Origin of the sequence: Nitrosospira sp. Nsp14 (assembly GCF_900113575.1) — a bacterium.
In the GTDB taxonomy this organism is placed as follows: domain Bacteria; phylum Pseudomonadota; class Gammaproteobacteria; order Burkholderiales; family Nitrosomonadaceae; genus Nitrosospira.
On record NZ_FOPV01000002.1, the window covers coordinates 173,012 to 194,357 of the forward strand.

Here is a 21,346-nt window from a genome sequence, read left to right on the forward strand (position 1 = left end):
TCCGAGGGACTTGCGCACTACAACGGTTTATCGACATCATCCGCCAGGTCAACCATGCCCGGTATTTTTGCACGCGCCTTTGCCGCCAGCCACTTGCCGGCGACGATCACTAGAAAAGCACCGCAAATGGGGGCGAGCCAATGCAGAAAAATCGCGTTTGCATTCACCCAGTCCTTGCTGGCCGCGTCTGTAACAGTCATTCCGCCCGCGATCCAGCCTAGCAAGCCGGCGCCTACGATGACAATTATCGGAAAGCGATCCATGAGCTTCATAACTATTTTGCTACCCCATACGATGATAGGCACGCTGATGATCAATCCGATAACGACCAAGCTTATACTGTCGTTCGCGGCGCCGGCGATGGCTACGACGTTGTCGAGGCTCATCACGGCGTCCGCAATGATAATGGTCCTGATGGCGCCCAGCAATGTTGTGTTCGCGGCAATCGCATGCCCGTTATGGTCGGGCTCAGGCTGAAGCAGGTTGGTTCCAATCCACACAAGCAGCAACGCCGCAAAAATTTTGAGGAAGGGAATTGCCAGCAGATTCAGCGCAAAAAATACCAGGATGGTCCTCAGAGCAATCGCGCCGAATACACCCCAGAAAATACCGAGATTCCGTTGCTTCTCCGGCAAGTGCCGGCAAGCAAGCGCAATAACCACCGCGTTATCACCGCCCAGAACAATGTCGATCGCGATGATTTGAAGTACCGCGACCCAAAACTCGGGGCTGGCGAAGTCCATACTTGATCTCTGAAAAATGATGTGGACGCGAAATCGGGACTCGAACTTCTGTTCCCGAGATGCGTGGATTCGAACCCGGATTATACCAGCGTCCGCTTAATCCTCTGCCGCCCCGCTGATAAAGCGCAGAATTTGCGGACGTTGCGGCATAGTGTCCTGGTAACCGAGTTCGATTAATGCGCGACAGAACGACTCCTCAAACAGAACATAGCTCAACAGTGCAGAGCCGTCGCGCCTCATGGCGCCAATGGCACGAGAGAAAATTCGAATGGTGCGCGGCAGCGTGTGCGCGTGTTCTTCGGCGATCCGGTTAATTTCCACACTTGGCGATATCACCATCGATTTTATATGCCGCAGCTCGTGATTCTTCAGCTTCTCCTCGGGAATCATCCGCAACGTATTGTTGATGCGCTGCAAGCGCTCGAGGTCGACGTCGAGACTGTCGAGAAAGATGCTCCCCATGATGTGACCGCCGATTTGCGCCAATGTGGGATAACTGTCCACCTTGACGCGCTCAGGCTGTGTATCGACAGCCTTGCGCACGCCGATCACCAGCACCCGATCCGCCCCGAGATGCAGCGCCGGACTGATCGGCGCAAGTTGCCGCATCGATCCGTCGCCAAAATATTCCCGGTTGAGCCTTACGGCTGGAAAGAGAAGTGGAATAGCCGACGATGCCAGAAGATGATCAACCTTTATGCGCGCGGAGATACCAATGCGGCGATGCCGTTTCCACGGAGCGATGCTGTCCACCCCTTGGTAGAAGGTCACCGATTGTCCCGAAGTGTAGCCCCAGGCTGTGATCCCCAATGCGTGCAGAGCGCCTGCATCAATACTTTTCCGAATCCCCCCAAGCGGGAAACTTTGTTTGAGCAATTGAGCCAGAGGTGAATTGTCCAGGATGGAAACAGCCGCACGTTTTCCCAGACCAGCAAACAGCAGGGATGCAAACCAACGAGCGGCGTTTCCGTATGCGCCAACGGGATCAGCGCGATAGGCCTGGTTTACATGCGCGTTTTCCCACACCGAGGCAAGACGTCGCACGCCGTCATGAAAATTTCGAGCCGAAAGCGCCAGACTGACGGCATTAATTGCACCGGCGGAGGTTCCACAAATGACAGGAAAGGGATTCGGTGCCTTATCCGGCAGCATTTCCGCTATGGCGCGTATTACCCCTACCTGATACGCCGCACGCGCGCCACCGCCGGTTAGGACAAGACCGACCTTAGGCCGCGGCGGCAGCACGAAACTCATTCACAGCGGCCAATCGCTCCTCCAGCCGCTAGCCGTACTGATGAAAAAACCTTGAGGCGCACTGCGGCATGCGAGGAGCCGCGATATGCACGCATCCGCGGGGAAACTTTGCCGAACAATTCAGTATTCATGTTCCTGTGGATGTTCCTACCATATTCGCCGGCCTTACCCACTGTTCGAACTGCTCCGCGGTGACATATCCCAGTTCCGTCGCTGCCTGCTTCAGCGTGGTGCTGTCATGGTGCGCCCTCTTGGCTATTTCTGCCGCTCTGTCATAACCGATGTAAGGCGCGAGCGCGGTAACCAGCATCAGCGAATTGCGCATCAACTCTTCGATATGCTCGACATTGGCTGTGATCCCGCTCGCGCAATGCTCATTGAAGCTCCTCATTCCGTCCGATAGCAGGCGCACGCTCTGCAGGAAATTGTGAATGATGAGTGGTTTCATCACATTGAGCTCGAAATTTCCCATCGCTCCCCCCATGTTAATCGCGACGTCGTTGCCCATTACCTGGCAGCACAGCATGATCATCGCTTCTGACTGGGTGGGGTTGACCTTGCCCGGCATGATGGAACTACCCGGCTCGTTTTCCGGAATCTTGAGTTCACCGATGCCGCAACGAGGCCCGGAAGCGAGCCAGCGAATATCATTGGCGATTTTTAGCAGGGACGCCGCCAGAGTTTTTAACGCGCCGTGGGAAAACACGAGCGCGTCATTGGCCGCAAGAGCCTCAAATTTATTGCGTGCGCTAACAAACGGCAGAGTGGTCAGGCGCGCCACTTCGTCGGCAACGCGCATGGCAAATTGGGGGTGGGCGTTCAATCCCGTGCCTACAGCCGTTCCGCCGAGGGCCAGCTCATACAGATGCGGAAGCGTCGCCTGCACATGCTCCACCCCATGTTCCAGCTGGGAGACGTAACCCGAGAATTCCTGTCCCAATGTCAGTGGTGTCGCATCCTGTAGATGAGTTCGTCCGATTTTGACAATAGGGGCAAACTCCTCTGCCTTGGCGGCTAGCGACTCTTTTAGCATCACAAGCGCGGGTACCAATTGCTGCTGGATGGAGCAAGCCGCGGCGACGTGCATCGCGGATGGGAACACATCGTTTGAGGACTGTCCCTTGTTGACGTCGTCGTTGGGGTGAATTCTGCATTCGGCGCCTCGTCCACCGCCGAGCAGCTCGGATGCCCGGTTAGCCAGCACCTCGTTCATGTTCATGTTGGTCTGGGTGCCCGAGCCGGTCTGCCACACCACCAGAGGAAATTCGGCATCGTGGCGTCCGGAGATGACCTCGTCCGCGGCTTGTATGATGGCGTTGGCGCGTTCGGCGTCTAGCAGGCGCAAATCGCAATTCACTTTCGCCGCCGCGCGTTTCACCAGCGCAAGCGCGTGAATCAATGCGGTCGGCATACGCTCGCCCGAGATTCGGAAATTTTGGAGGGAGCGCTGGGTCTGGGCGCCCCAAAGCGCATCAACGGGTACTTGCATGGTACCCATGGTATCCCGTTCTTCGCGGTAGCTCATGCGGAGTGAAAAAAACAGATGAGGCGGTTCCCTCGCTGCAACGCTCCGGCAAAATCAATTCGCCGATAAGTTCCGCGCCAGGGGAGGGGGATGGCCATTTGGATTATCAGGCGCGCACAGTGCCCATCGTTCCATCGCTGGAAGCAATGGTTAAGTTACGGCTTTCTCCTCGCGGAATTCAGGTCGGCAGCGACTGAGGGCGCCGGTATTAGGAAAAGGAGATCGGGTGACAAATTCACCCGATTAGTCATCCTCAATTCTCGAGACGGAAAGACTCTTCACCGGGTTGCCCGGTCTCAGGATCAATCCAGTCCGAGATTCCTATTTCATTCTCCGCCTGTTCCAGGGTTTCACCTGGTTCATAATCCGATTCAGCGTTGTATTCCATATCCTGAACGGCTTCGAGCAGGGTGGGAAAGGGACCGAAAACCTTCTCGCTCTCCGTCTCATCAAGCCAGTAAAACCCATCGGGACGTTCGATAATACGCGTGGTATCGTAATCGCGCGACGTTTGTGGAATTGTATGAACCATGTCTACCTCCACTACGATTTACAGGGATTGAGTTCAGGTTAATGTTAACCTCGTCCGTAAAATTTTACCAGCATAAATTAGCGGCTTCTAGCTAACCAAGGTAGGAGGTAGCGGTAATCGGCAGGCGGAAGGGATCAGTCTGATCAATTCCAGTAAGGAGGTGGGCATACCCCGCTGCGCGGCAGCGAGAGCCGGAGTGGGGCCACCGTTTATGAGCCCGCCCTCGTGCAGGACGAACGCGTGCGATGCCTGGGTATTTTCTCGCTGGCCAATGTCGGGTGCGCACCTAAGGTGCTGAATCAAGAATCTGATTCGGACGAGGAAAACGGCCAAGCCGAAGTTGGCCTGTCAGTCGGAGGGGATTCCGGTTTTTTTGTAGTCTTTTTCCCGGCGCGTTCTGCATCGGTGGTTGCGCGGGTGCGGCCCTTTTTATTATCCGATGGTTTCGACGCTGATTTAGCGGGTTTTATTGCCTTTGTCCCTTTTGAGGGGGAAGTAGAAGCTGACGCGTTCTCTTCAGATTTTTTTTCTGTTTTTCTCTCGCCGGGTCCCTTTGTTACTGTTTTTTGAGCCGCAACTTCTTTCTTGTCCGGTGTTTTTATCAGGGAAATGAATTGATCAGCTGGCTTGGCTGCTATGGGTTTTTTGCTGGTGACCATTTTCAACCTTTGGATTAAAGCGCGTAGGTTTTAAGTTTATTGATTTTTAACTTCTATCTTATTTCACCTGCTCCCAGGTAAAAGCATTTAAAGAGAACTTAAAGCCAGCGGTTGAAATGGCGCGCCTACGCGAGTGGCGAGCGCGCCTTTCCAGGTCCTGATACCAGGCATAAACGGGGTCGTTTAGTCCCGAGTCGGTTAGTCCCAACTCAGCGCGCCGCCAGTCTGATATTCGATGACCCGGGTTTCAAAAAAGTTCTTTTCCTTTTTCAGGTCAATCATCTCCGACATCCACGGGAAGGGATTGCTGGCGCCCGGGTAGAGAATATCCAGGCCGATCTGCTGACAACGGCGGTTGGCTATGTAGCGCAGGTATTCCTTGAACATGGGCGCATTCAGGCCCAATACGCCACGCGGGAGCGTATCCTCGGCATAACGGTATTCCAGCTCCATCGCTTTTCGCATCAGTGCACTGATTTCCTCACGGAACGCCTTGGTCCACAAATGGGGGTTTTCCATTTTTATCTGGTTAATGAGATCGATGCCAAAATTGCAGTGCATAGACTCGTCCCGCAGGATATATTGGTATTGTTCCGCCGCGCCAGTCATCTTGTTCTGCCTGCCCAGCGCTAGTATCTGCGTGAAACCCACATAAAAGAACAGGCCTTCCATGATGCAGGCGAATACGATCAAACTTCTAAGCAATTGTTGATCGGTTTCGGGCGTTCCAGTTTTAAATGTCGGGTTGGTGAGCGTATCGATGAACGGAATCAGAAACTCGTCCTTAGCACGGATAGATTCCACCTCATGATAGGCATTGAAAATTTCACCCTCGTCCAGTCCGAGCGACTCCACGATGTACTGATAAGCATGCGTATGAATCGCCTCCTCGAATGCTTGGCGCAACAAGTATTGGCGGCACTCCGGATTGGTGATGTGCCGGTAGGTTCCGAGCACGATATTGTTGGCGGCAAGCGAGTCGGCGGTAACAAAAAATCCCAGGTTACGCTTAACCAGTCGCCGCTCGTCCTCGGTCAAACCATTTGGGTCCTTCCAGAGGGCGATGTCGCGGCTCATGTTGATTTCCTGCGGCATCCAGTGGTTGGCGCAAGCGGCCAGGTACTTGTCCCACGCCCACTTGTACTTGAACGGCACCAGTTGGTTGACATCAGCCTGGCAATTGATGATTCGTTTATCCTCTACCGATACGCGGCGGAGGCTATTCCCCGCGGGAGCCGAATGGCTTTCCTCGTGCGCGCCACTTTCCGATCCGGTATTCCTCATGCCCGGGCCGCCCTCCGCATCCAGGCCTAGCCGGGATGCACTTTGCAACTCGTTTATTCGCACATCTATTCGGGGCATTCCCGGCGGTACTGCTTCATCCTCGAATGTCAGCATTCGTTTTCTCCTTTTCCTTAATTGATCACGTTCCTGTTGTTTCTGTTCATTGGCACGACTCACACCCGGGATCATCGATAGCGCAAAGCTTGACATCGGTGGCCGGCACCATCGCGCTCATGCCCGCCATGTTCCCCTCGGCCACTGCATTCAAGGAACCGGCACCGATAGTCGATTTTTCCGCTGACGTTGCTGCCAAGGAGCGCAGGTAATAGGTGGTTTTCAGGCCGCGCAGCCAAGCCAATTTATAAGTTTCATCAATTTTCTTTCCGGAAACGCCTGCCATATAAATATTCAGCGACTGCGCCTGATCAATCCATTTTTGCCGCCGCGCCGCGGCTTCAATCAACCATTGAGGGTCAATCTCAAAGGCGGTGGCATACAGTTGGCGTATATCGGCGGGGACCCGGTCTATCCTGCTTAACGAGCCATCAAAATACTTGAGATCGGAAAGCATCACCTCATCCCAGAGCCCAAGCTTTTTCAGATCGTATACGAGGTATTTGTGTACCGTGGTGAAATCGCCCGACAAATTGGCCTTGACGTACAGATTGGTGAAGGAAGGCTCGATGCTCGCGGAAACGCCCACGATGTTAGAGATGGTTGCGGTTGGCGCAATCGCCAGACAATTGGAATTACGCATTCCGTACTGTCTGATGCGCTCGCGCAACGGCTCCCAGTCCAGCGTGGAGGTTCGGTCTACCTCGACATACCCACCCCGTTCTTCAAGCAGCAGATCGAGACTATCCTGCGGCAGAATGCCGCGATCCCATAGACTGCCGCGATAAGAGGCGTAACGGCCGCGCTCTTCGGCCAGTTCGGTCGAAGCCCAATAGGCGTGATAGGCGACCGCTTCCATTGCGTGATCGGCGAATTCCACCGCCTCGTTCGAAGCGTAGGGGATACGCATCATGTGCAGGCAATCCTGAAAACCCATGATCCCCAGTCCTACCGGACGATGCTTGAGATTCGAGTTGCGCGCCTTCGGCACGGCGTAGAAGTTGATATCAATCACATTATCCAGCATGCGCATGGCAGTGCGCACAGTCCGCTTGAGCTTGCCTGCGTCCAATTCGCCTGCATCATTGATGTGCGCGGCCAAGTTGACGGAGCCGAGGTTGCACACGGCGATTTCATGCTCATTGGTATTGAGCGTGATCTCGGTGCAGAGATTTGAACTATGCACCACGCCAACATGGTTCTGCGGGGAACGAACATTGCAGGCGTCCTTGAAAGTGATCCACGGATGGCCCGTTTCGAACAGCATGCTCAGCATCTTGCGCCACAGCTGTTGCGCCGGAATCTTTTTGTGCAGGATCAGTTCGCCGCTCGCTGCTTTCTCCTCATAGGCAAGATAGGCTTTTTCAAACTCCTTGCCGTATTTATCGTGGAGATCGGGCACATCGGAGGGAGAAAATAGTGTCCATTCACCTCCTTCCATCACCCGTTTCATGAACAGATCGGGAACCCAGGTGGCGGTGTCCATATCATGAGTGCGGCGGCGGTCATCGCCGGTGTTCTTGCGCAGGTCCAGGAATTCCTCGATGTCCAGATGCCATGATTCCAGATAGGCGCACACCGCGCCCTTGCGCTTTCCGCCCTGATTCACCGCTACTGCGGTGTCGGATACAACTTTCAGGAATGGCACGATACCTTGAGATTTGCCGTTAGTGCCCTTGATGCGCGCGCCCATTGCCCGGACTGGCGTCCAGTCGTTGCCCAACCCTCCAGCGTATTTTGCCAGCAGCGCATTTTCCTTGATGGATTCGTAAATGCCGTCCAGATTATCCGGCACCGTGGTGAGATAGCATGACGACAGTTGGGAGCGTCGTGTGCCGGAATTGAACAGCGTCGGGGTGGAACTCATGAAATCAAAACTCGACAGCACATGGTAGAACTCGATGGCGCGTCCTTCCCGGTCGATTTCGTTCAACGCCAGCCCCATTGCTACACGCATGAAAAACGTCTGCGGCAGTTCAATGCGGTGTTCGCGCACGTGCAGGAAATACCGGTCATACAGGTTTTGCAGACCCAGATAGCCGAACTTGAGGTCGCGACTGGAGTCCAGCGCCTTGGCCAGTCGCGGCAGATCGAATTGTGCCAGACGCTCATCCAGCAACTCGGCCTCGATCCCACGTTTGATGAATTGGGGAAAATACTCCGCATAGCGGTCCGTCATTTCCTGCTGCAGGGCCTCTTCGCCCAGCACCTCAAGACGGAGGTTGTGCAGCAGCAACCTTGCCGTGACGTAGCTGTATGCAGGTTCTTTTTCGATTAATGCGCGCGCCGACAAGACGAGGGATCTGCGAACCTCATCCATCGGGACCCCGTCGTACAAATCTTTCAAAGTGGCCTTGAGTATCACGGGACCGTTCACTACGTCGCCTAGGCCCTCGCAGCAGGACTCGATCAATGTCAGCAGCCTGCTTGTGTCAAGCTGCGTTTTACGGCCGTCTTCCAGCACGTTCAGAACATGGGCCGCTTCCGCGGCAGCGATTTCTTTGTGCTGCGCACGCTTGCGCGCGCGATCCTCGCGGTAGAGCACATAAGCGCGGGCGACATCGTGTTCTCCCGAGCGCATCAATGCCAGCTCGACCTGATCCTGGATATCTTCAATATGGAAAGTTCCGCCCGAAGGCTGGCGGCGAATCAATGCATTTACCACGTCGTCGGTCAGCCGGGCCACCACCTCGCGCACCCGGGCGGAAGCCGCACCCTGGCCGCCATTAACGGCGATGAATGCCTTGGTCATGGCAATGGAAATCTTGCTTGGCTCGAACGCGGCCACGGAGCCATTGCGGCGAATGATCTTGTATTGAGAATAGCGCGCATCCTGGCCGGATAGGGGGGACGAAACCTCGTATCCGGTTATCGCCGGGCGGGCTGTATGGTCTGTAGCAAGCTGCATCTTGGAACCTCCTCATCTATATGGGAAAGGGCGATTTCCCCGCGGTTGAAGCTGAATGATTTTTATCGCCTAACAACTACAAACCACTACATCTAGTATTTAAATTGATCAATGTTTACTAATAGTAGTACCGGGAGCGGATTTGTGCAACCCTTTTGTTACCCGTTGCAAAAGGATTTTTACGCGATCGAGGCGGCGCCTCGGCCGCGTAATTCCCGACTTCATTTGAGCCAATTCAGCCTGTAATCTACCCCTCCGGGGAGTTGTGGCCCGTGAATGGAACTTCCGTACGCGCGGCGCTCTTAATGCTTGCCCATGTCTCGCATATCCATGTCGCCGCCGCTGCGGTGTTCATTGGTGTCCGGCGGATTCGAGCCCGGTGCTTCTCGTGCCATTTCCAAAGCTTCGCGAATCTGCTCCGGGTTGCGGGCGCGCAAGCCTTCGGCCAGGGTTCGAGATGCATCCAACCGGTGTTCAGCATAATGGCGCAGCTTTTCCGCCATCGCTGCCGAAGGAAGGGCTGGATTTGCCGGAAGCTGCGAAAGCTGCTCAAAACTTTCTTCATAAGGATCGCTCACAGCGGCGTCGATCCGTCCCGCCAGTTCCTCGAAGGAAATATTCCCGCCCTTGCCCTCATCGAGTATCTTCTGCCAAGCCCGGCTGATTGCAAGGTCATCGCGGAGGAATTCTCTGATTTCCTTGCGGGTGAGCAATTCTTCGCTCCATCGGTAAGCAGGGGCGGGGATGTGACTGATCAGAACAGCAATTCCAATTGCAAAAGCACCCCCTGCGGTCATACGGTTGCGATAAGATACACGACCTCTTGACTCGGCGGCAGGCGTAAACACTACCCCACCAAGCGCGCCAGCCAGGAAGCCGCCAATATGCGCGGCGTTGTCGATGCCGGTGATCACAAAGCCAAGGACAAGACTGACGGTTGCGAAACCTGCCGCCCCCCAGAAAAACCATCGAAAATCACGAGGATGCAGGTTACGGCGCTCCCGCCAGAGGAATACCAGCAGGGCACCATAAATGCCGAAAATCGCCCCGGACGCGCCGCCGGATATGGCTAATCCTTTATTTGCTACCAGCGACAAAAGATTGCCTGTCAGCCCGCTGGCAAAATAGATGGCAGTGAAGCGAACAGGCCCATACATCCGCTCGACCAGCTGGCCTCCATCCCAAAGCGCCCAAAGATTAAGCCCGAGATGAATAATGCCAAAATGAAGAAACATGGCCGTACCCAGGCGCCACCATTCTCCATCCTGCGTAGCCGGGCCAAAGTTCGCCCCCCAAGCCAATTGCACACTGTTCGATGAGTGCCATAAACCCGCGCCGCCGGCAAGCATGGCCACGAAGACAATCAGGTTGATGGCTACGAGCAGCTTGGTTACGGGTATGCCACGCGCCTGCCGGGAAAGAAGATCTTGGAGAGAGAGCATGGGATGGTGGACCGTGGACACGTTGTCCGGGAAGCATTATGCTGCATTACGACAAAGCCTGGCTAAGCTAAATGGAACGGGAACACCTCTCTATTCCAGTCCGGGCATCGGTTGACGGATGCCATCAGGCTGGCGCAATATCAGCGGATGGCCGTTCTATATGATCAGATGGCACGGTGCGGATTTGGTTGCAGAAACTCGATTTCCGCGGGTTGTATAGCACCGTTGGCCATCGCACTGCTGCTTGTCCTGATGTTCGCGCCCTTGTCTCTCCATGCGCAAGGGCGCATTCAATTACCCCGCACCGGGTTGACGCCGGATGATCTCGGGGTCATCGTCAACGATAGCGATCCGCTATCACGGCAAATCGCGGACTATTATCAGAAGGCGCGCGGTATTCCGTCGGAAAACATGATCCACCTGCGGTTTCCCGTCGGGCGGGACACGCTTTCCAGAGACGAGTTCCAGCAATTAAAGGCCGAGATCGACCACGCGGCGCCTGCCCACATTCAGGCCTACGCTGTGGCGTGGACCACTCCCTACCGGGTGGATTGCATGTCTCTGACCTCGGCGCTGGCTTTTGGTTTTGATGAACGTTACTGCTCATCCAGTTGCGGCCCGACGCAACCCAGCCCTTATTTCAATTCTCCCAGCCAGCACCCCGCCAGCGATCATAAACTGCGGCCCTCCATGATGCTCGCCGGTGTTGACTTCCAACAGGTCAAATCACTCATTGACCGCGGCGTTGCTGCCGACCACAGTTTTCCACCGGGGCGTGCTTACCTGGTCGTTACCGCCGACAAGGCGCGTAGCGTCCGCGCGGTCAATTTCGAACTTGCCGCAAAAGAATTGGACCGTGTTTTTCCGGTCGAAATTATCGAGAGTGAAGCCATTGCAAACCGTCGTGATATTCTCTTCTACTTCACCGGCAGGATCCATGTGCCGCAACTCGATACGCTGGGGTTCCTACCGGGAGCGCTGGCGGATCATCTGACTTCCACTGGCGGGCAACTGACGGGTCTGGGCCAGATGAGTAGTCTACGCTGGCTGGAAGCGGGGGCTACGGCAAGCTACGGCACGGTGGTGGAACCTTGCAATCATCTGCAAAAATTTCCGTTTCCCGGCATTGCCATGTTTCACTACGCACTCGGCGCAACCGCAATCGAAGCTTACTGGAAAAGCGTTGCTTGGCCGGGCGAGGGCGTGTTCGTGGGCGAGCCGCTATCCCAGCCATTTGCGCCTGATCTCAAGGAGGTTCGTCCCGGCCAGTTCGAGCTCCAGATTTTTTCGCCGCGTGAAACCCGGCTCCGCATCGAGCGATCCCAGTCCGCTGCCGGACCATTCCAGCCGGTTGCGCAGCAAACAAAGATACGCCGTGGCGCCAACCGCGTGCGTTTCAAGTTTTCCGATCCAGAAGGCTATCTCCGGCTGCGCTGGTAACGGAGCGTTCAGAATCGGCGATCGTGTGATTACGCCGCAACTCCACACCTCGCGGGTCGTTTGCTTTTACCCGTTTTGTTCATGATTGAGATGGCGCCTGTGATCAAACCCAGCTTAATACATTCCGATGCCGTTATAATAACGGGTGCATAAAATATGAGCGCCGCCACAACACGCAGCCATGAATTCATCCATCCAGCCCAACTTCAAATCCCACTTTGCCGAAATTCTGCGCCCTGTCTTGAGCGATATGACGCCGTCCGGCCTCGATGTCGACATAGAATTCTCACGCCCAAAGCAGGCGAGCCACGGCGATTATTCCTGCAATCTGGCGATGCAGCTCGCCAAGCCGCTGCGCCGCAGCCCGCGGGATATCGCCGCCTCTCTTGCGGACGCGCTGTTGGCGTCGCCTTACCTGGAAAAAGTCGAAATCGCGGGCGCGGGTTTTATCAATCTGTTTCTTACCACTTCGGTTAAACAGCAGTTCCCGCAATACGTGCTGAAAGGCGGTGCGACGTTTGGTCATGTCGATGTCGGTGCTGGGAAAAAAATACAGGTGGAATTCGTGTCGGCCAACCCTACCGGCCCACTGCACGTAGGGCATGGACGCGGCGCGGCGTTTGGCGCCAGCCTTGCCAATGTGCTCGCGGCCGGGGGGTACACCGTCACTCGCGAGTACTATGTCAACGATGCAGGGCGGCAGATGGATATTCTGGCGCTCTCCACCTGGCTGCGTTACCTGGAGCTGAATGGGATTGCCATACGCTTTCCCGGCAATGCTTACCAGGGCGAATACGTGCGCGATATGGCGCGGTTGATTCACAAGGCGCACGCCGGTCGATATGTGCATGAGCCGGATTTGGTGTTTGAAGGTGCGCCGCTGCAAGAGAATGATGCCGAAGCAGTGCTCGACGGCTTGATTGCCAACGCAAAAAAGCTGCTGGGACAGGACTACGCGTACATACACAGTTTCGTTCTGACCGAGCAGTTAGGCGACTGTCGGAACGATCTGATGGAATTCGGTGTAGTCTTCGACACTTGGTTTTCGGAGCAATCCTTGTTCGATAGCGGCGCGGTTGCTTCTGCTGTTCAACTGCTCGAACAAGGAAGTTACCTGTACCAGCAGGACGGCGCGAAGTGGTTCCGTTCTACCGATTTTGGCGATGAAAAAGATCGGGTGGTACAGCGTGAAAACGGACAGTTCACATATTTCGCTTCCGATATTGCGTACCATATCAACAAGTTTCAGCGCGGCTTCGAATGCGTTATCGACGTTTGGGGGGCAGATCATCACGGCTACATTCCCCGCGTAAAAGGCGCGTTGCGGGCACTGGCGCTCGATCCGGCAAAGCTCGAAATAGCCCTGGTGCAATTCGCGGTGCTCTACCGCGACGGAAAAAAAGCGCCGATGTCCACGCGGGCCGGAGAGTTTGTGACCTTGCGTGAGTTGCGCCAGGAAGTGGGCAACGATGCGGCGCGATTTTTTTATGTATTGCGTAAAAGTGACCAGCATCTGGACTTCGATCTCGACTTGGCCAAGTCGCAAAGCAACGATAACCCGGTGTATTACGTGCAATACGCCCACGCCAGAGTTTGCAGCGTGCTGGAGCAGTGGGGTGAAGACTCCTCCGTACTGGTCGCGGCGGATATGTCCCCGCTAACAAATGCAGTGGAGCTATCGCTGCTGCAAAAGCTGATCGATTATCCGGAATTGGTGGAAGCGGCAGCCCGAGAACTTTCCCCTCATCTGATCGCTTTCTATCTCAGGGAACTGGCAGGCGAGTTTCACAGTTACTATAATGCAACACGGTTCCTCGTCCCGGATATCCCGCTCCGGCTCGCCCGGTTGGGGCTGGTTGCCGCGATACGGCAAGTGTTGAGCAACGGGTTAAAGCTGCTGGGTGTAAGCGCACCCGCGAAAATGTAGGATGCCCATGATTGACTTTTTATGAGCCGCGATTATAAAACGCGCCCAAACTCTTCGGTTTTCGGCAAAGATAAGAATGCGCTTCTCCTGGGGTTGTTTATCGGCTATGCCTTGGGCCTGCTCAGCGCGATCGGCACATGGATGTACATCAACAAGGGACCCAGTCCATTTATTTCCCAGGAAAGGTCGCGCAGCACCGAACCCCTGGGCGCCATGAACCAGACCGAAAAGAAGGCCGGGGGCAGTGACGATAATGGCGTCAAGGCCCCGGATGGGAAGCCGCGTTTTGAATTCTACAAAATTCTGCCCGGCAGCGAAGAACCGGTAACAGATCAACAACTCAAGCAAGCGGCTCAACGGCCCTCGGTCCAGGATAAGTATTTTCTTCAGGCAGGATCGTTCCAGAAGGCTGAGGATGCGGACAATCTGAAAGCGAAGCTTGCGATGATAGGGATCGAAGCAACCGTTCAAGCCGCCGACCTGCCGGGGAAAGGGTTGTGGCACCGCGTGCGTGTGGGACCCTTTTCCAGCGTCGCGGCAATGAACGAGGTGCGTGCCTCACTGCACCAAAATGGTGTTCAGAGCAGTATTATCAAGGTTAACGACGCGGTGCGGTAAAAGGATCATGCAATGTTGCCGGCGAACCCCGGCGTTGAGAAATCTCTGAATCCATGCGCCGCGAACCGCGTCGCTGGTAGAATGCCCACGATCATCAGCCAGCGAAGAGCTTCAGGACAATACCCGCGACCCCATTACGGTGTGCCTCGGCTTATTCCACCCCGCTTGCGGGTTCCTGGATCACCTCCGGGTAGGCTTCGCGGCGGGCTTCCATGGAAGGGAGACGCAGCATCTGGATTGGGGTTTTCGTCTTTTTTACGCAGCCTACCCTCGTGGTGGGGGCTTCGATTTTCGTGTTCTTGTTCCTGCCTATTTCAAGGAGAAAAACGATGAATTTATTGCGGGCTCTGGCGACAATCCTCTTACTGACGGGCATGAGCGCAGCCGGTATTTCCAGCGCTCGCGCCGAGATAGCCGAAGGGAGGGATTACACGGTCCTGTCTCATCCTCAGCCGGCGGACGAAAAGAGCATTGAAGTTATCGAATTCTTCTGGTACGGCTGCCCGCACTGCTACGAACTTCATCCGCGCATAAAGGCCTGGCTTAAACGGATGCCAAACGACGTAAGCTTTCGTTATGTTCCCGCTGTCTTTCGTGCTAACTGGATTCCCGGCGCTAAAACTTTTTACGCGTTGGAAGCGCTTGGCGTGAGAGATAAACTGCATGACAACGTCTACGACGCTATCCATCGCGACAAGATTGATCTGACCAAGGACGAAGTACTGTTCGACTGGATTGCCAAACAAGGGGTGGACCGGCAGAAGTTCATCGATGCCTACAATTCCTTCGCCGTTCAGAACCAGGTAACGCGAACCACCGGCATGTCCAAGGACTATGGGTTGTCGGGGGTTCCGGCCGTGGTGGTCGATGGCAAGTACGTTACTAGTGGCAGGATGGGCAGCACGCCCGATGACACCATTCGGACAATGGAAGAATTAATCGAAAAAGTGCGAAAAACAAGGAAGAAATAGAAGGTGCCAATGCTGGATCGGGTGAGCAGTTTTTCCAGCCGGACCGTAACTTTTCGTAAGAACCGGCTCGATAATTCGAAGTGCTACTGAAGGTCATCATTAGCGGCGCATCCAGCGGGTTGGGGCGCGCCCTAGCGCAACATTACGCGGAAATGGGCGCGACGCTCGGGCTGATCGCGAGGCGGCGTGACCTGCTTGAGGTACTGGCCGAGGAATTACCATGTACTTCGGTTTATGGGGCTGATGTGCGGGATGCGGGGGCAATGCAGGCGGCGGCGCAGGATTTCACGCATCGCTACGGTTGTCCCGACATCGTCATCGCCAATGCCGGTATCAGCCGGGGGACGTTGACGGCCTATGCCGAGGATAACGAAGTGTTCGAGGACATCCTCGCCACGAATGTCCTGGGTATGGTCAACCTCTTTCAGCCCTTTATGGCCTCGATGCAGTCAACTGGACGCGGCAGCCTGGTGGGCATTGCGAGCGTCGCGGGGTATCGCGGCCTGCCGGGCGGCGGAGCTTACTCGGCTTCCAAAGCGGCCGCTATCAAATATCTTGAGAGCCTGCGTGTAGAGATGCACGGAAGCGGATTGTCGGTCATTACCATTTGCCCTGGCTATATCGTCACCCCAATGACGGCAAATAACCCCTACCGCATGCCTTTTATCCTGACGGCGGAAGTTGTGGCGGCAAGAATTGCGCGCGTCATTGAGAACAAGACCTTGTTTGCCATCATCCCCTGGCAGATGGCAATGGTGGCGCGAGTCCTGAACCTGCTACCCAACTTTCTTTATGACCGCATGTTCGCCAATGCGCCGCGCAAGCCGCGATGACAGCGAAGCCGGTCGATGCTCGATTCGTTTTGAGTTTGGCATACACGGCCATGCAACGTGCCGCTGTTGAAAGTAGGTCGAAGGTACGGTAAAACGTACGAAACATGCGCTTGTTACAGGGAGTGTTACCAATGATTGAAAAAGCCATTTTCGGAGCCGGTTGTTTCTGGGGCGTGGAGGCTGCCTTTCGTGCCGTCGAGGGCGTCCGCGAGGCGATATGCGGCTATTCTGGGGGACACACGAAAAACCCGACTTATCATGATGTCTGCACCGGCCAAACGGGGCACGCGGAAGTGGTGCAAGTCGAATACGATCCGTTGCGGGTCAGCTACGATGCATTACTCGACGTATTCTGGAATTGCCATAATCCAACCACGCTCAACCGTCAGGGGCCGGATATTGGCTCGCAGTATCGCTCGGCAATATTTTTTTATACGCCCGAGCAGGAAGCCGCGGCGCGAGCTTCCAGACAGAAGCAGGAGCAACTCGGACGTTGGCGCGGTCCGATTGTCACCGAAATCTTGGCTGCCAGCGAGTTTTACCCCGCCGAGGAGTACCACCAACGCTATTTCGAAAAGCGCGGTATTTCCGGACACTGTCGCAATTAAATGGGCACAGGCCCGCCGCATCGGACTTGAAGACGAACGATCGTTTGCGTCTTATTGCATCGGCCAGAAGTCGTCAGAAGCAACAGCCAGAAGCTATAAAATCACAGCCTTTCAGGCAGCGCCGAGGCCAGCCGGTTGCGGATTTCGGCGATCCGCGTTTCGCTTAGCTTCGCGTTGATCGCCGCCGGCAGCCGGGTGGGGTCGGAGATTGTTCTATTGAGATCAGCCGCAATTGCGCCCGCGTCAACCCGTTTGGCCGCCTCGAATGCCTGCAGCAGCCGCTCCGGTTGAGGATATGGCCGGTCGGGGTAGCCGGGGCGGCCATGAAAATCGCATGAGCAGGCTTGCAGGAACTCGTTGAAGCGTTCGGGCTTGCGATAGGCGTCCACCCGTTGCAGCATGTCGGCAATCGTGGCCGGGCGCAGTTCCCCTGCGCGATGCACGTCCCCATGGTATCGCGCCACCATCAGCGCCAAGTCGCGCGCATCGTTAGGCACGCGGATACGCTCGCATAAACCCGCCACCAGTTTTACACTACGGGCTTCGTGGCCAATATGGCGTGGCCACTCAGCCGGTGGCGTGGTGCTTTTGCCAAGGTCGTGGGTAAGCGAAGCAAATCGCACCGGCAGGGAATAATTTTTCGATGCGGCGTAATCGATGACCATCATGACATGCACCCCAGTGTCGATTTCCGGATGGTATTGCGGCGGCTGAGGGACACCGAAAAGCGCATCCACCTCGGGCATGATACGAGTTAGAGCACTGCACTCGCGCAGCGCGTAGAACATGCGCGAAGGCCGGTGTTCCATCAATCCTCGGGCGAACTCCTGCCAAACCCTCTCCGGCACCAGCGCATCGACCTCGCCGTTGTGTACCATCTCGCTCATCAGCGCGAGCGTTTCGGGAGCAATGCGGAAACCGAAGCGAGCGGCAAAACGGGCCGTCCGCAGTACCCGCACCGGGTCTTCCGTAAAAGCCGGACTGATATGGCGCAACAATCCGGCTTCGAGATCGGCGACTCCCCCAAAAGGATCGATGATATTCCCATCCTGATCCTTGGCAAGGGCGTTGATCGTCAGATCGCGTCGCGCCAAATCCTCCTGCAACGTCACATCGGGCGATGCGTAAACCTCAAAACCCTTGTACCCGCGAGAAATCTTGCGCTCGGTGCGCGCAAGCGCATACTGCTCCTGGGTTATCGGATGGAGAAAAACCGGGAAATCCTTTCCCACTGCGCGATAGCCGAGCCGCACCATTTCTTCTGGTGAAGAACCGACCACGACATAATCGTGATCAGTTACCGGCAGGCCCAAAATCTCGTCACGTACCGAGCCGCCGACAAGGTATGTTTTCATGATGAGACGCCTATCGAATCTGAATTCGTTGCAATATCGTTACTCAAGAAATTTATACTTGGCATCAAAGGGGAATGTGGCGCGCTAAATTTCTTCTGCCCCTTCAGCTGGCCAGTGCCTATTTGAAAACCTCGTATCAGGGAAATACACGGAGTGATTTTTTACCTACCCGCTATCGCCCGGCTGACCAATGTCGGAGATGATCGAGCCGTTCACGGGGGTTTTGATGAGCCAGATAGAGCGGCGCCACTTCCTCCAGCGAGGTCGGCTGGATGTCCCATACCTCCGCCAAATTGCTGGGCTTGGTGCAATCACATACGTTGTCGATTTTCATGGAATAGTAATTGTCCACACTCATGAGTTTGCCCGGCAGGATTTCCATTACCGCCGCTTCGAGATGGGAGAGTCCGTCACTGAGTCCAATAATTGCCGGGTCATGTCCGGTGACGTGCGCGGAATATTCGACCAATTCCCTTAGGCTGTAGCATCTGGGACCGCATAAATCGTAGCTCTGACCAAAAGTCTTCGGGTCATCAAGACTCAACATAAACGCTTGAACCACATTCTCGACATAGATCGGCTGGAATTTCGCCTCGGGTAACGCCAGAGGCAATACCGGCAGCCGACCCAGCCTGGCAAACAGGTTAATTGAAGAATCCCCTGGCCCGAATGTTACCGACGGCCTGAAACTCGTGGCAGCTAAACCGGATGTCATTACAATCCGTTCGCCCTCGGCTTTCGAGCGGAGGTAGGCGCTGGGTTGGTCGAGGCCGGCATGAAGGGCGCTCATGTGCAGTATCCGCCCGATGCCGTTTCGCACGCACGCAGCCACGATTTTCTGCGGCATCTCCACATGCGCCTGGTGAAAATCGCCATGGAGAACACCTATCAGGTTAATGACCGCATCCATACCCATTAGAAGCTGGTCGAGTTGGTCATCGTCATAATCGGTGACCTCCACCAAATCCACGGTGGGGATCACCAGGACTTCCTTGGCCCGCTCATAATTGCGGGTGGGAACACGCAACTGGATTTCCTGGTCGGTTAGAAGGTTGGCGAGGTGGCGGCCGATGAACCCGCTCCCGCCGAAAATGCACACATTATTGATAATCATGGTTTATTTTCATTCTCGGGGAGCTTTTCAACACCGGAACGGGACGCCACGATGCCAAGACGGTTCTTTAGAGCGGTTACCTGATGGCCTAAAGTCCGGGCGTAATACATTGAGTTGCTCATAACTTTTTTTACATAGTCACGGGTTTCATTGAACGGTATGGTTTCGGCGTAGATGGCTCCCTCGAGCGGTTTTTCATCCCGCCATTGCCATGCTCGGCTGGGGCCGGCGTTATAGGCCGCGGACGCGAGCAGTGGCTGGTCGCCGGAGAGGGTCAGAACATGCTTGAGGTAATAGGTACCCAACATCAGGTTGGTGTTGACGTCGGTGACGCGCGCAGGCTGAAATTTTCGTATTCCTACTTTTTTTGAAGCCCATTTTGCCGTGGCAGGCATCAATTGCATCAATCCCATCGCCCCCGCGCTTGAACGTGCATCGCTAACGAAACGGCTTTCCTGACGGATGAGGCCGTAAACCCAGGCTTCGTCGAGTTCCTGCTGTTTCAAGACATCGCGCATCTTGTCACGGTGAGGAGCAAGAAAACGCAGGCTGAAATCATGGTGCTGCACGGTCCTGTCCGCGGTGTAAATGGCGCGATCGTAAATTCCGTTCCGTCGTGCGACTTCAGCCGCTGCCAGCAGGCGATGGTCATCGAAATCGCGTATTGCCCAGGCCCATTCGCGTGCGGCCTCGGTTCGCAAGTTCAGGCGATACAAGGTAAGTGCGCGGCGGATGCCGGGTAGGCGCTCGATCCCGGCAATCTCCTGGCGCGTGGCTTTATGTGACTCTGCGGGGACGCTGATGGATACGCCCAAATCCTCTTCCGCGAGCTGGCCGTAGAAATTATGCTCCTTGCTTAAAGGGGCAAGGATCACGTTTGCCTCCGCGGTCCTGCCTTGCACCCTTAAGGCGCGCGATTTCCAGTAGCGCCACACCCCGAGCTGCTGTTCCTGAGCAGACATGGCTTCAATGGTGTCCAGCACCAAGTCCCAGTCGCCGGCACGCAGGGCCGCGCGGGTTTTCCAGCCGAGCTGGGCGTCCGATAGTGCAACGGGTGTGCTGCTGCCCGCCGCCTCCATGAACCAGCTTAACGCACTGGGATTCAGTCGTCGGGAGGCCTGGTCTGCGAGGTGCGCCATGAAATAGGCATGTTCCGCGTCATTGAACTGCTCCCGTATTCTCGGCCAATAGGCATAAGCCTGATCGGGGCCGCTGCGGGTCAACCGCAGCAGCGCGAAAATTGCGATCTCCCGATCGGCGCGGGTCTTCAGCTCCTTGCGGTGTGTTTCGAGGTAGCGCAAAGGATTGTCTGTCGCAGCCGCGAGCTTGCGCTCATTGAGCGCCTCGTCATCGGGAAGATACAAATTGATGCGCTTGGCTACGCTAACGTTGCCCACTTCGAGCGCGAGTCTCAGCCGCGCCCAAATATCATCTTCCGTCAACACGCCATTGTCGACCAGCGTCTCGAACACGGGCGTGCAGCTCTCCGGCAGGTCGCGCGGGTTAAACCACAGCTGGCGCCCCTCGGTCTGCGCGCTTACATCCGAGGCAGAGAGGCGCTGTTGCAATGAGTAGCAGATGAGTTCCACATCGGGGTTGGTCAAGCCCGGATACACTTCTGCAAACGATGTCCATTGCTCGGTCTTGCCCAGCGTTTTCAGCCATTCGGTTTTCAACCGGTCACTGAGGGGACTGTCCTTGTAGCGTTCCAAAAACGTCTGGATCGTTTGAGGGTTCACCAGTGCAAACTCAAGCTGCGGACGGAGCTGGTAATAAGCGGCATAGGGCTCAAGTACATGCCCTTTCAAGCGCTGAGCATATGCCGCGACGCGGGTAGCATCCCCCGTCGAAAACGCCTGGCGCATGGCCAGAAAGTCGTCATCCTGCCCAGCTGCCAGCGTTCCGGCGCACATTGCTAAACACAAACCTGCAAACAACTTTTTCATAACCTGCTATATCTATATATCTGAAGTGAAGACTCAACCGTTCCGCTTGGATTCCTTCAACTTGACACGTCCG

Annotated in this window: 18 protein-coding genes; 8 read left to right on the forward strand and 10 right to left on the reverse strand. The window is 55.6% G+C overall.

Translation table 11 applies throughout. The features are described from left to right. Positions 1-17 precede the first annotated feature (17 nt). From BM022_RS02170 to fumC, 3 genes are all read right to left on the reverse strand, one after another. A complete protein-coding gene (locus BM022_RS02170) occupies positions 18-743 on the reverse strand; it encodes a TerC family protein (RefSeq protein ID WP_091136455.1) in 726 nt (241 codons plus the stop codon). A gap of 96 nt (positions 744-839) precedes the next feature. Continuing rightward, on the reverse strand, positions 840-1,997 hold the full coding sequence (locus BM022_RS02175) for a patatin-like phospholipase family protein (protein WP_091136457.1): 1,158 nt from the start codon (positions 1,995-1,997) through the stop codon (positions 840-842). 127 nt (positions 1,998-2,124) lie between these two features. Continuing rightward, positions 2,125-3,522: a class II fumarate hydratase gene (gene fumC / locus BM022_RS02180; protein ID WP_091136459.1), complete on the reverse strand. Its 1,398-nt coding sequence runs from the start codon at positions 3,520-3,522 to the stop codon at positions 2,125-2,127. 5 nt (positions 3,523-3,527) lie between these two features. Between fumC and BM022_RS02185 the strand changes: the two genes are divergently transcribed. Further along, a complete protein-coding gene (locus tag BM022_RS02185) occupies positions 3,528-3,719 on the forward strand; it encodes a hypothetical protein (RefSeq protein ID WP_091136461.1) in 192 nt (63 codons plus the stop codon). 56 nt (positions 3,720-3,775) lie between these two features. Here BM022_RS02185 and BM022_RS02190 read toward each other — a convergent pair whose 3' ends face one another. Next, positions 3,776-4,054, reverse strand: a complete 279-nt coding sequence (locus tag BM022_RS02190) for a hypothetical protein (protein WP_091136463.1) — start codon at positions 4,052-4,054, stop codon at positions 3,776-3,778. 225 nt (positions 4,055-4,279) lie between these two features. Between BM022_RS02190 and BM022_RS02195 the strand changes: the two genes are divergently transcribed. Beyond that, on the forward strand, positions 4,280-4,624 hold the full coding sequence (locus BM022_RS02195; protein ID WP_091136465.1) for a hypothetical protein: 345 nt from the start codon (positions 4,280-4,282) through the stop codon (positions 4,622-4,624). A gap of 287 nt (positions 4,625-4,911) precedes the next feature. Here BM022_RS02195 and BM022_RS02200 read toward each other — a convergent pair whose 3' ends face one another. The 3 genes from BM022_RS02200 to BM022_RS02210 form a co-directional block, all read right to left on the reverse strand. Next, on the reverse strand, positions 4,912-6,111 hold the full coding sequence (locus BM022_RS02200; protein WP_091136468.1) for a ribonucleotide-diphosphate reductase subunit beta: 1,200 nt from the start codon (positions 6,109-6,111) through the stop codon (positions 4,912-4,914). Positions 6,112-6,157: 46 nt separating this feature from the next. Continuing rightward, on the reverse strand, positions 6,158-9,019 hold the full coding sequence (locus BM022_RS02205) for a ribonucleoside-diphosphate reductase subunit alpha (RefSeq protein ID WP_091136470.1): 2,862 nt from the start codon (positions 9,017-9,019) through the stop codon (positions 6,158-6,160). Between the two features lie 302 nt (positions 9,020-9,321). Continuing rightward, entirely contained in the window at positions 9,322-10,461 is a 1,140-nt protein-coding gene (locus BM022_RS02210) for a rhomboid family intramembrane serine protease (RefSeq protein ID WP_091136472.1), read from the reverse strand. Positions 10,462-10,608: 147 nt separating this feature from the next. On the opposite strand from BM022_RS02210, the gene BM022_RS02215 reads away from it, so the two are divergent. The 6 genes from BM022_RS02215 to msrA all read left to right on the forward strand — a co-directional run bounded on the left by BM022_RS02215 (position 10,609) and on the right by msrA (position 16,858). Beyond that, positions 10,609-11,901 (forward strand): TIGR03790 family protein, encoded by a 1,293-nt coding sequence (locus BM022_RS02215; protein ID WP_256208839.1) that lies wholly within the window; start codon positions 10,609-10,611, stop codon positions 11,899-11,901. Between the two features lie 181 nt (positions 11,902-12,082). Continuing rightward, on the forward strand, positions 12,083-13,828 hold the full coding sequence (gene argS, locus BM022_RS02220; RefSeq protein WP_091136474.1) for an arginine--tRNA ligase: 1,746 nt from the start codon (positions 12,083-12,085) through the stop codon (positions 13,826-13,828). A gap of 21 nt (positions 13,829-13,849) precedes the next feature. Next, positions 13,850-14,446, forward strand: a complete 597-nt coding sequence (locus BM022_RS02225; RefSeq protein ID WP_091136476.1) for an SPOR domain-containing protein — start codon at positions 13,850-13,852, stop codon at positions 14,444-14,446. Positions 14,447-14,775: 329 nt separating this feature from the next. After that, positions 14,776-15,417, forward strand: a complete 642-nt coding sequence (locus BM022_RS02230) for a thiol:disulfide interchange protein DsbA/DsbL (RefSeq protein WP_091136479.1) — start codon at positions 14,776-14,778, stop codon at positions 15,415-15,417. 80 nt (positions 15,418-15,497) lie between these two features. Then, positions 15,498-16,250, forward strand: a complete 753-nt coding sequence (locus BM022_RS02235) for an SDR family oxidoreductase (protein ID WP_091136480.1) — start codon at positions 15,498-15,500, stop codon at positions 16,248-16,250. A 131-nt stretch (positions 16,251-16,381) separates the two neighbouring features. Continuing rightward, positions 16,382-16,858: a peptide-methionine (S)-S-oxide reductase MsrA gene (gene msrA, locus BM022_RS02240; RefSeq protein ID WP_177191601.1), complete on the forward strand. Its 477-nt coding sequence runs from the start codon at positions 16,382-16,384 to the stop codon at positions 16,856-16,858. Between the two features lie 101 nt (positions 16,859-16,959). Here the strand turns inward: msrA and BM022_RS02245 are convergent, their stop codons facing one another. The 3 genes from BM022_RS02245 to BM022_RS02255 form a co-directional block, all read right to left on the reverse strand. Then, positions 16,960-18,213: a multifunctional CCA addition/repair protein gene (locus BM022_RS02245; protein WP_091136483.1), complete on the reverse strand. Its 1,254-nt coding sequence runs from the start codon at positions 18,211-18,213 to the stop codon at positions 16,960-16,962. 172 nt (positions 18,214-18,385) lie between these two features. Continuing rightward, complete coding sequence (locus BM022_RS02250) at positions 18,386-19,327, reverse strand: complex I NDUFA9 subunit family protein (RefSeq protein WP_091136484.1); 942 nt, start codon at positions 19,325-19,327, stop codon at positions 18,386-18,388. After that, positions 19,324-21,273, reverse strand: coding sequence for a lytic transglycosylase domain-containing protein (locus BM022_RS02255; protein WP_091136486.1), 1,950 nt, complete (start codon positions 21,271-21,273; stop codon positions 19,324-19,326). Before BM022_RS02255 ends, BM022_RS02250 begins: the two co-directional genes overlap by 4 nt. Between the last annotated feature and the right edge of the window lie 73 nt (positions 21,274-21,346).

Excerpts from the sequence above, each read along its gene's own strand:
- BM022_RS02170 (WP_091136455.1), bottom strand. The coding sequence starts at position 743 with ATGGACTTCGCCAGCCCCGAGTTTTGGGTCGCGGTACTTCAAATCATC.
- msrA (WP_177191601.1), top strand. The coding sequence starts at position 16,382 with ATGATTGAAAAAGCCATTTTCGGAGCCGGTTGTTTCTGGGGCGTGGAG.
- fumC (WP_091136459.1), bottom strand. The coding sequence starts at position 3,522 with ATGAGCTACCGCGAAGAACGGGATACCATGGGTACCATGCAAGTACCC.
- BM022_RS02250 (WP_091136484.1), bottom strand. The coding sequence starts at position 19,327 with ATGATTATCAATAATGTGTGCATTTTCGGCGGGAGCGGGTTCATCGGC.
- BM022_RS02225 (WP_091136476.1), top strand. The coding sequence starts at position 13,850 with ATGAGCCGCGATTATAAAACGCGCCCAAACTCTTCGGTTTTCGGCAAA.
- BM022_RS02210 (WP_091136472.1), bottom strand. The coding sequence starts at position 10,461 with ATGCTCTCTCTCCAAGATCTTCTTTCCCGGCAGGCGCGTGGCATACCC.
- BM022_RS02255 (WP_091136486.1), bottom strand. The coding sequence starts at position 21,273 with ATGAAAAAGTTGTTTGCAGGTTTGTGTTTAGCAATGTGCGCCGGAACG.
- BM022_RS02175 (WP_091136457.1), bottom strand. The coding sequence starts at position 1,997 with ATGAGTTTCGTGCTGCCGCCGCGGCCTAAGGTCGGTCTTGTCCTAACC.
- BM022_RS02245 (WP_091136483.1), bottom strand. The coding sequence starts at position 18,213 with ATGAAAACATACCTTGTCGGCGGCTCGGTACGTGACGAGATTTTGGGC.
- BM022_RS02190 (WP_091136463.1), bottom strand. The coding sequence starts at position 4,054 with ATGGTTCATACAATTCCACAAACGTCGCGCGATTACGATACCACGCGT.
- BM022_RS02205 (WP_091136470.1), bottom strand. The coding sequence starts at position 9,019 with ATGCAGCTTGCTACAGACCATACAGCCCGCCCGGCGATAACCGGATAC.
- argS (WP_091136474.1), top strand. The coding sequence starts at position 12,083 with ATGAATTCATCCATCCAGCCCAACTTCAAATCCCACTTTGCCGAAATT.
- BM022_RS02215 (WP_256208839.1), top strand. The coding sequence starts at position 10,609 with ATGGCCGTTCTATATGATCAGATGGCACGGTGCGGATTTGGTTGCAGA.
- BM022_RS02200 (WP_091136468.1), bottom strand. The coding sequence starts at position 6,111 with ATGCTGACATTCGAGGATGAAGCAGTACCGCCGGGAATGCCCCGAATA.
- BM022_RS02230 (WP_091136479.1), top strand. The coding sequence starts at position 14,776 with ATGAATTTATTGCGGGCTCTGGCGACAATCCTCTTACTGACGGGCATG.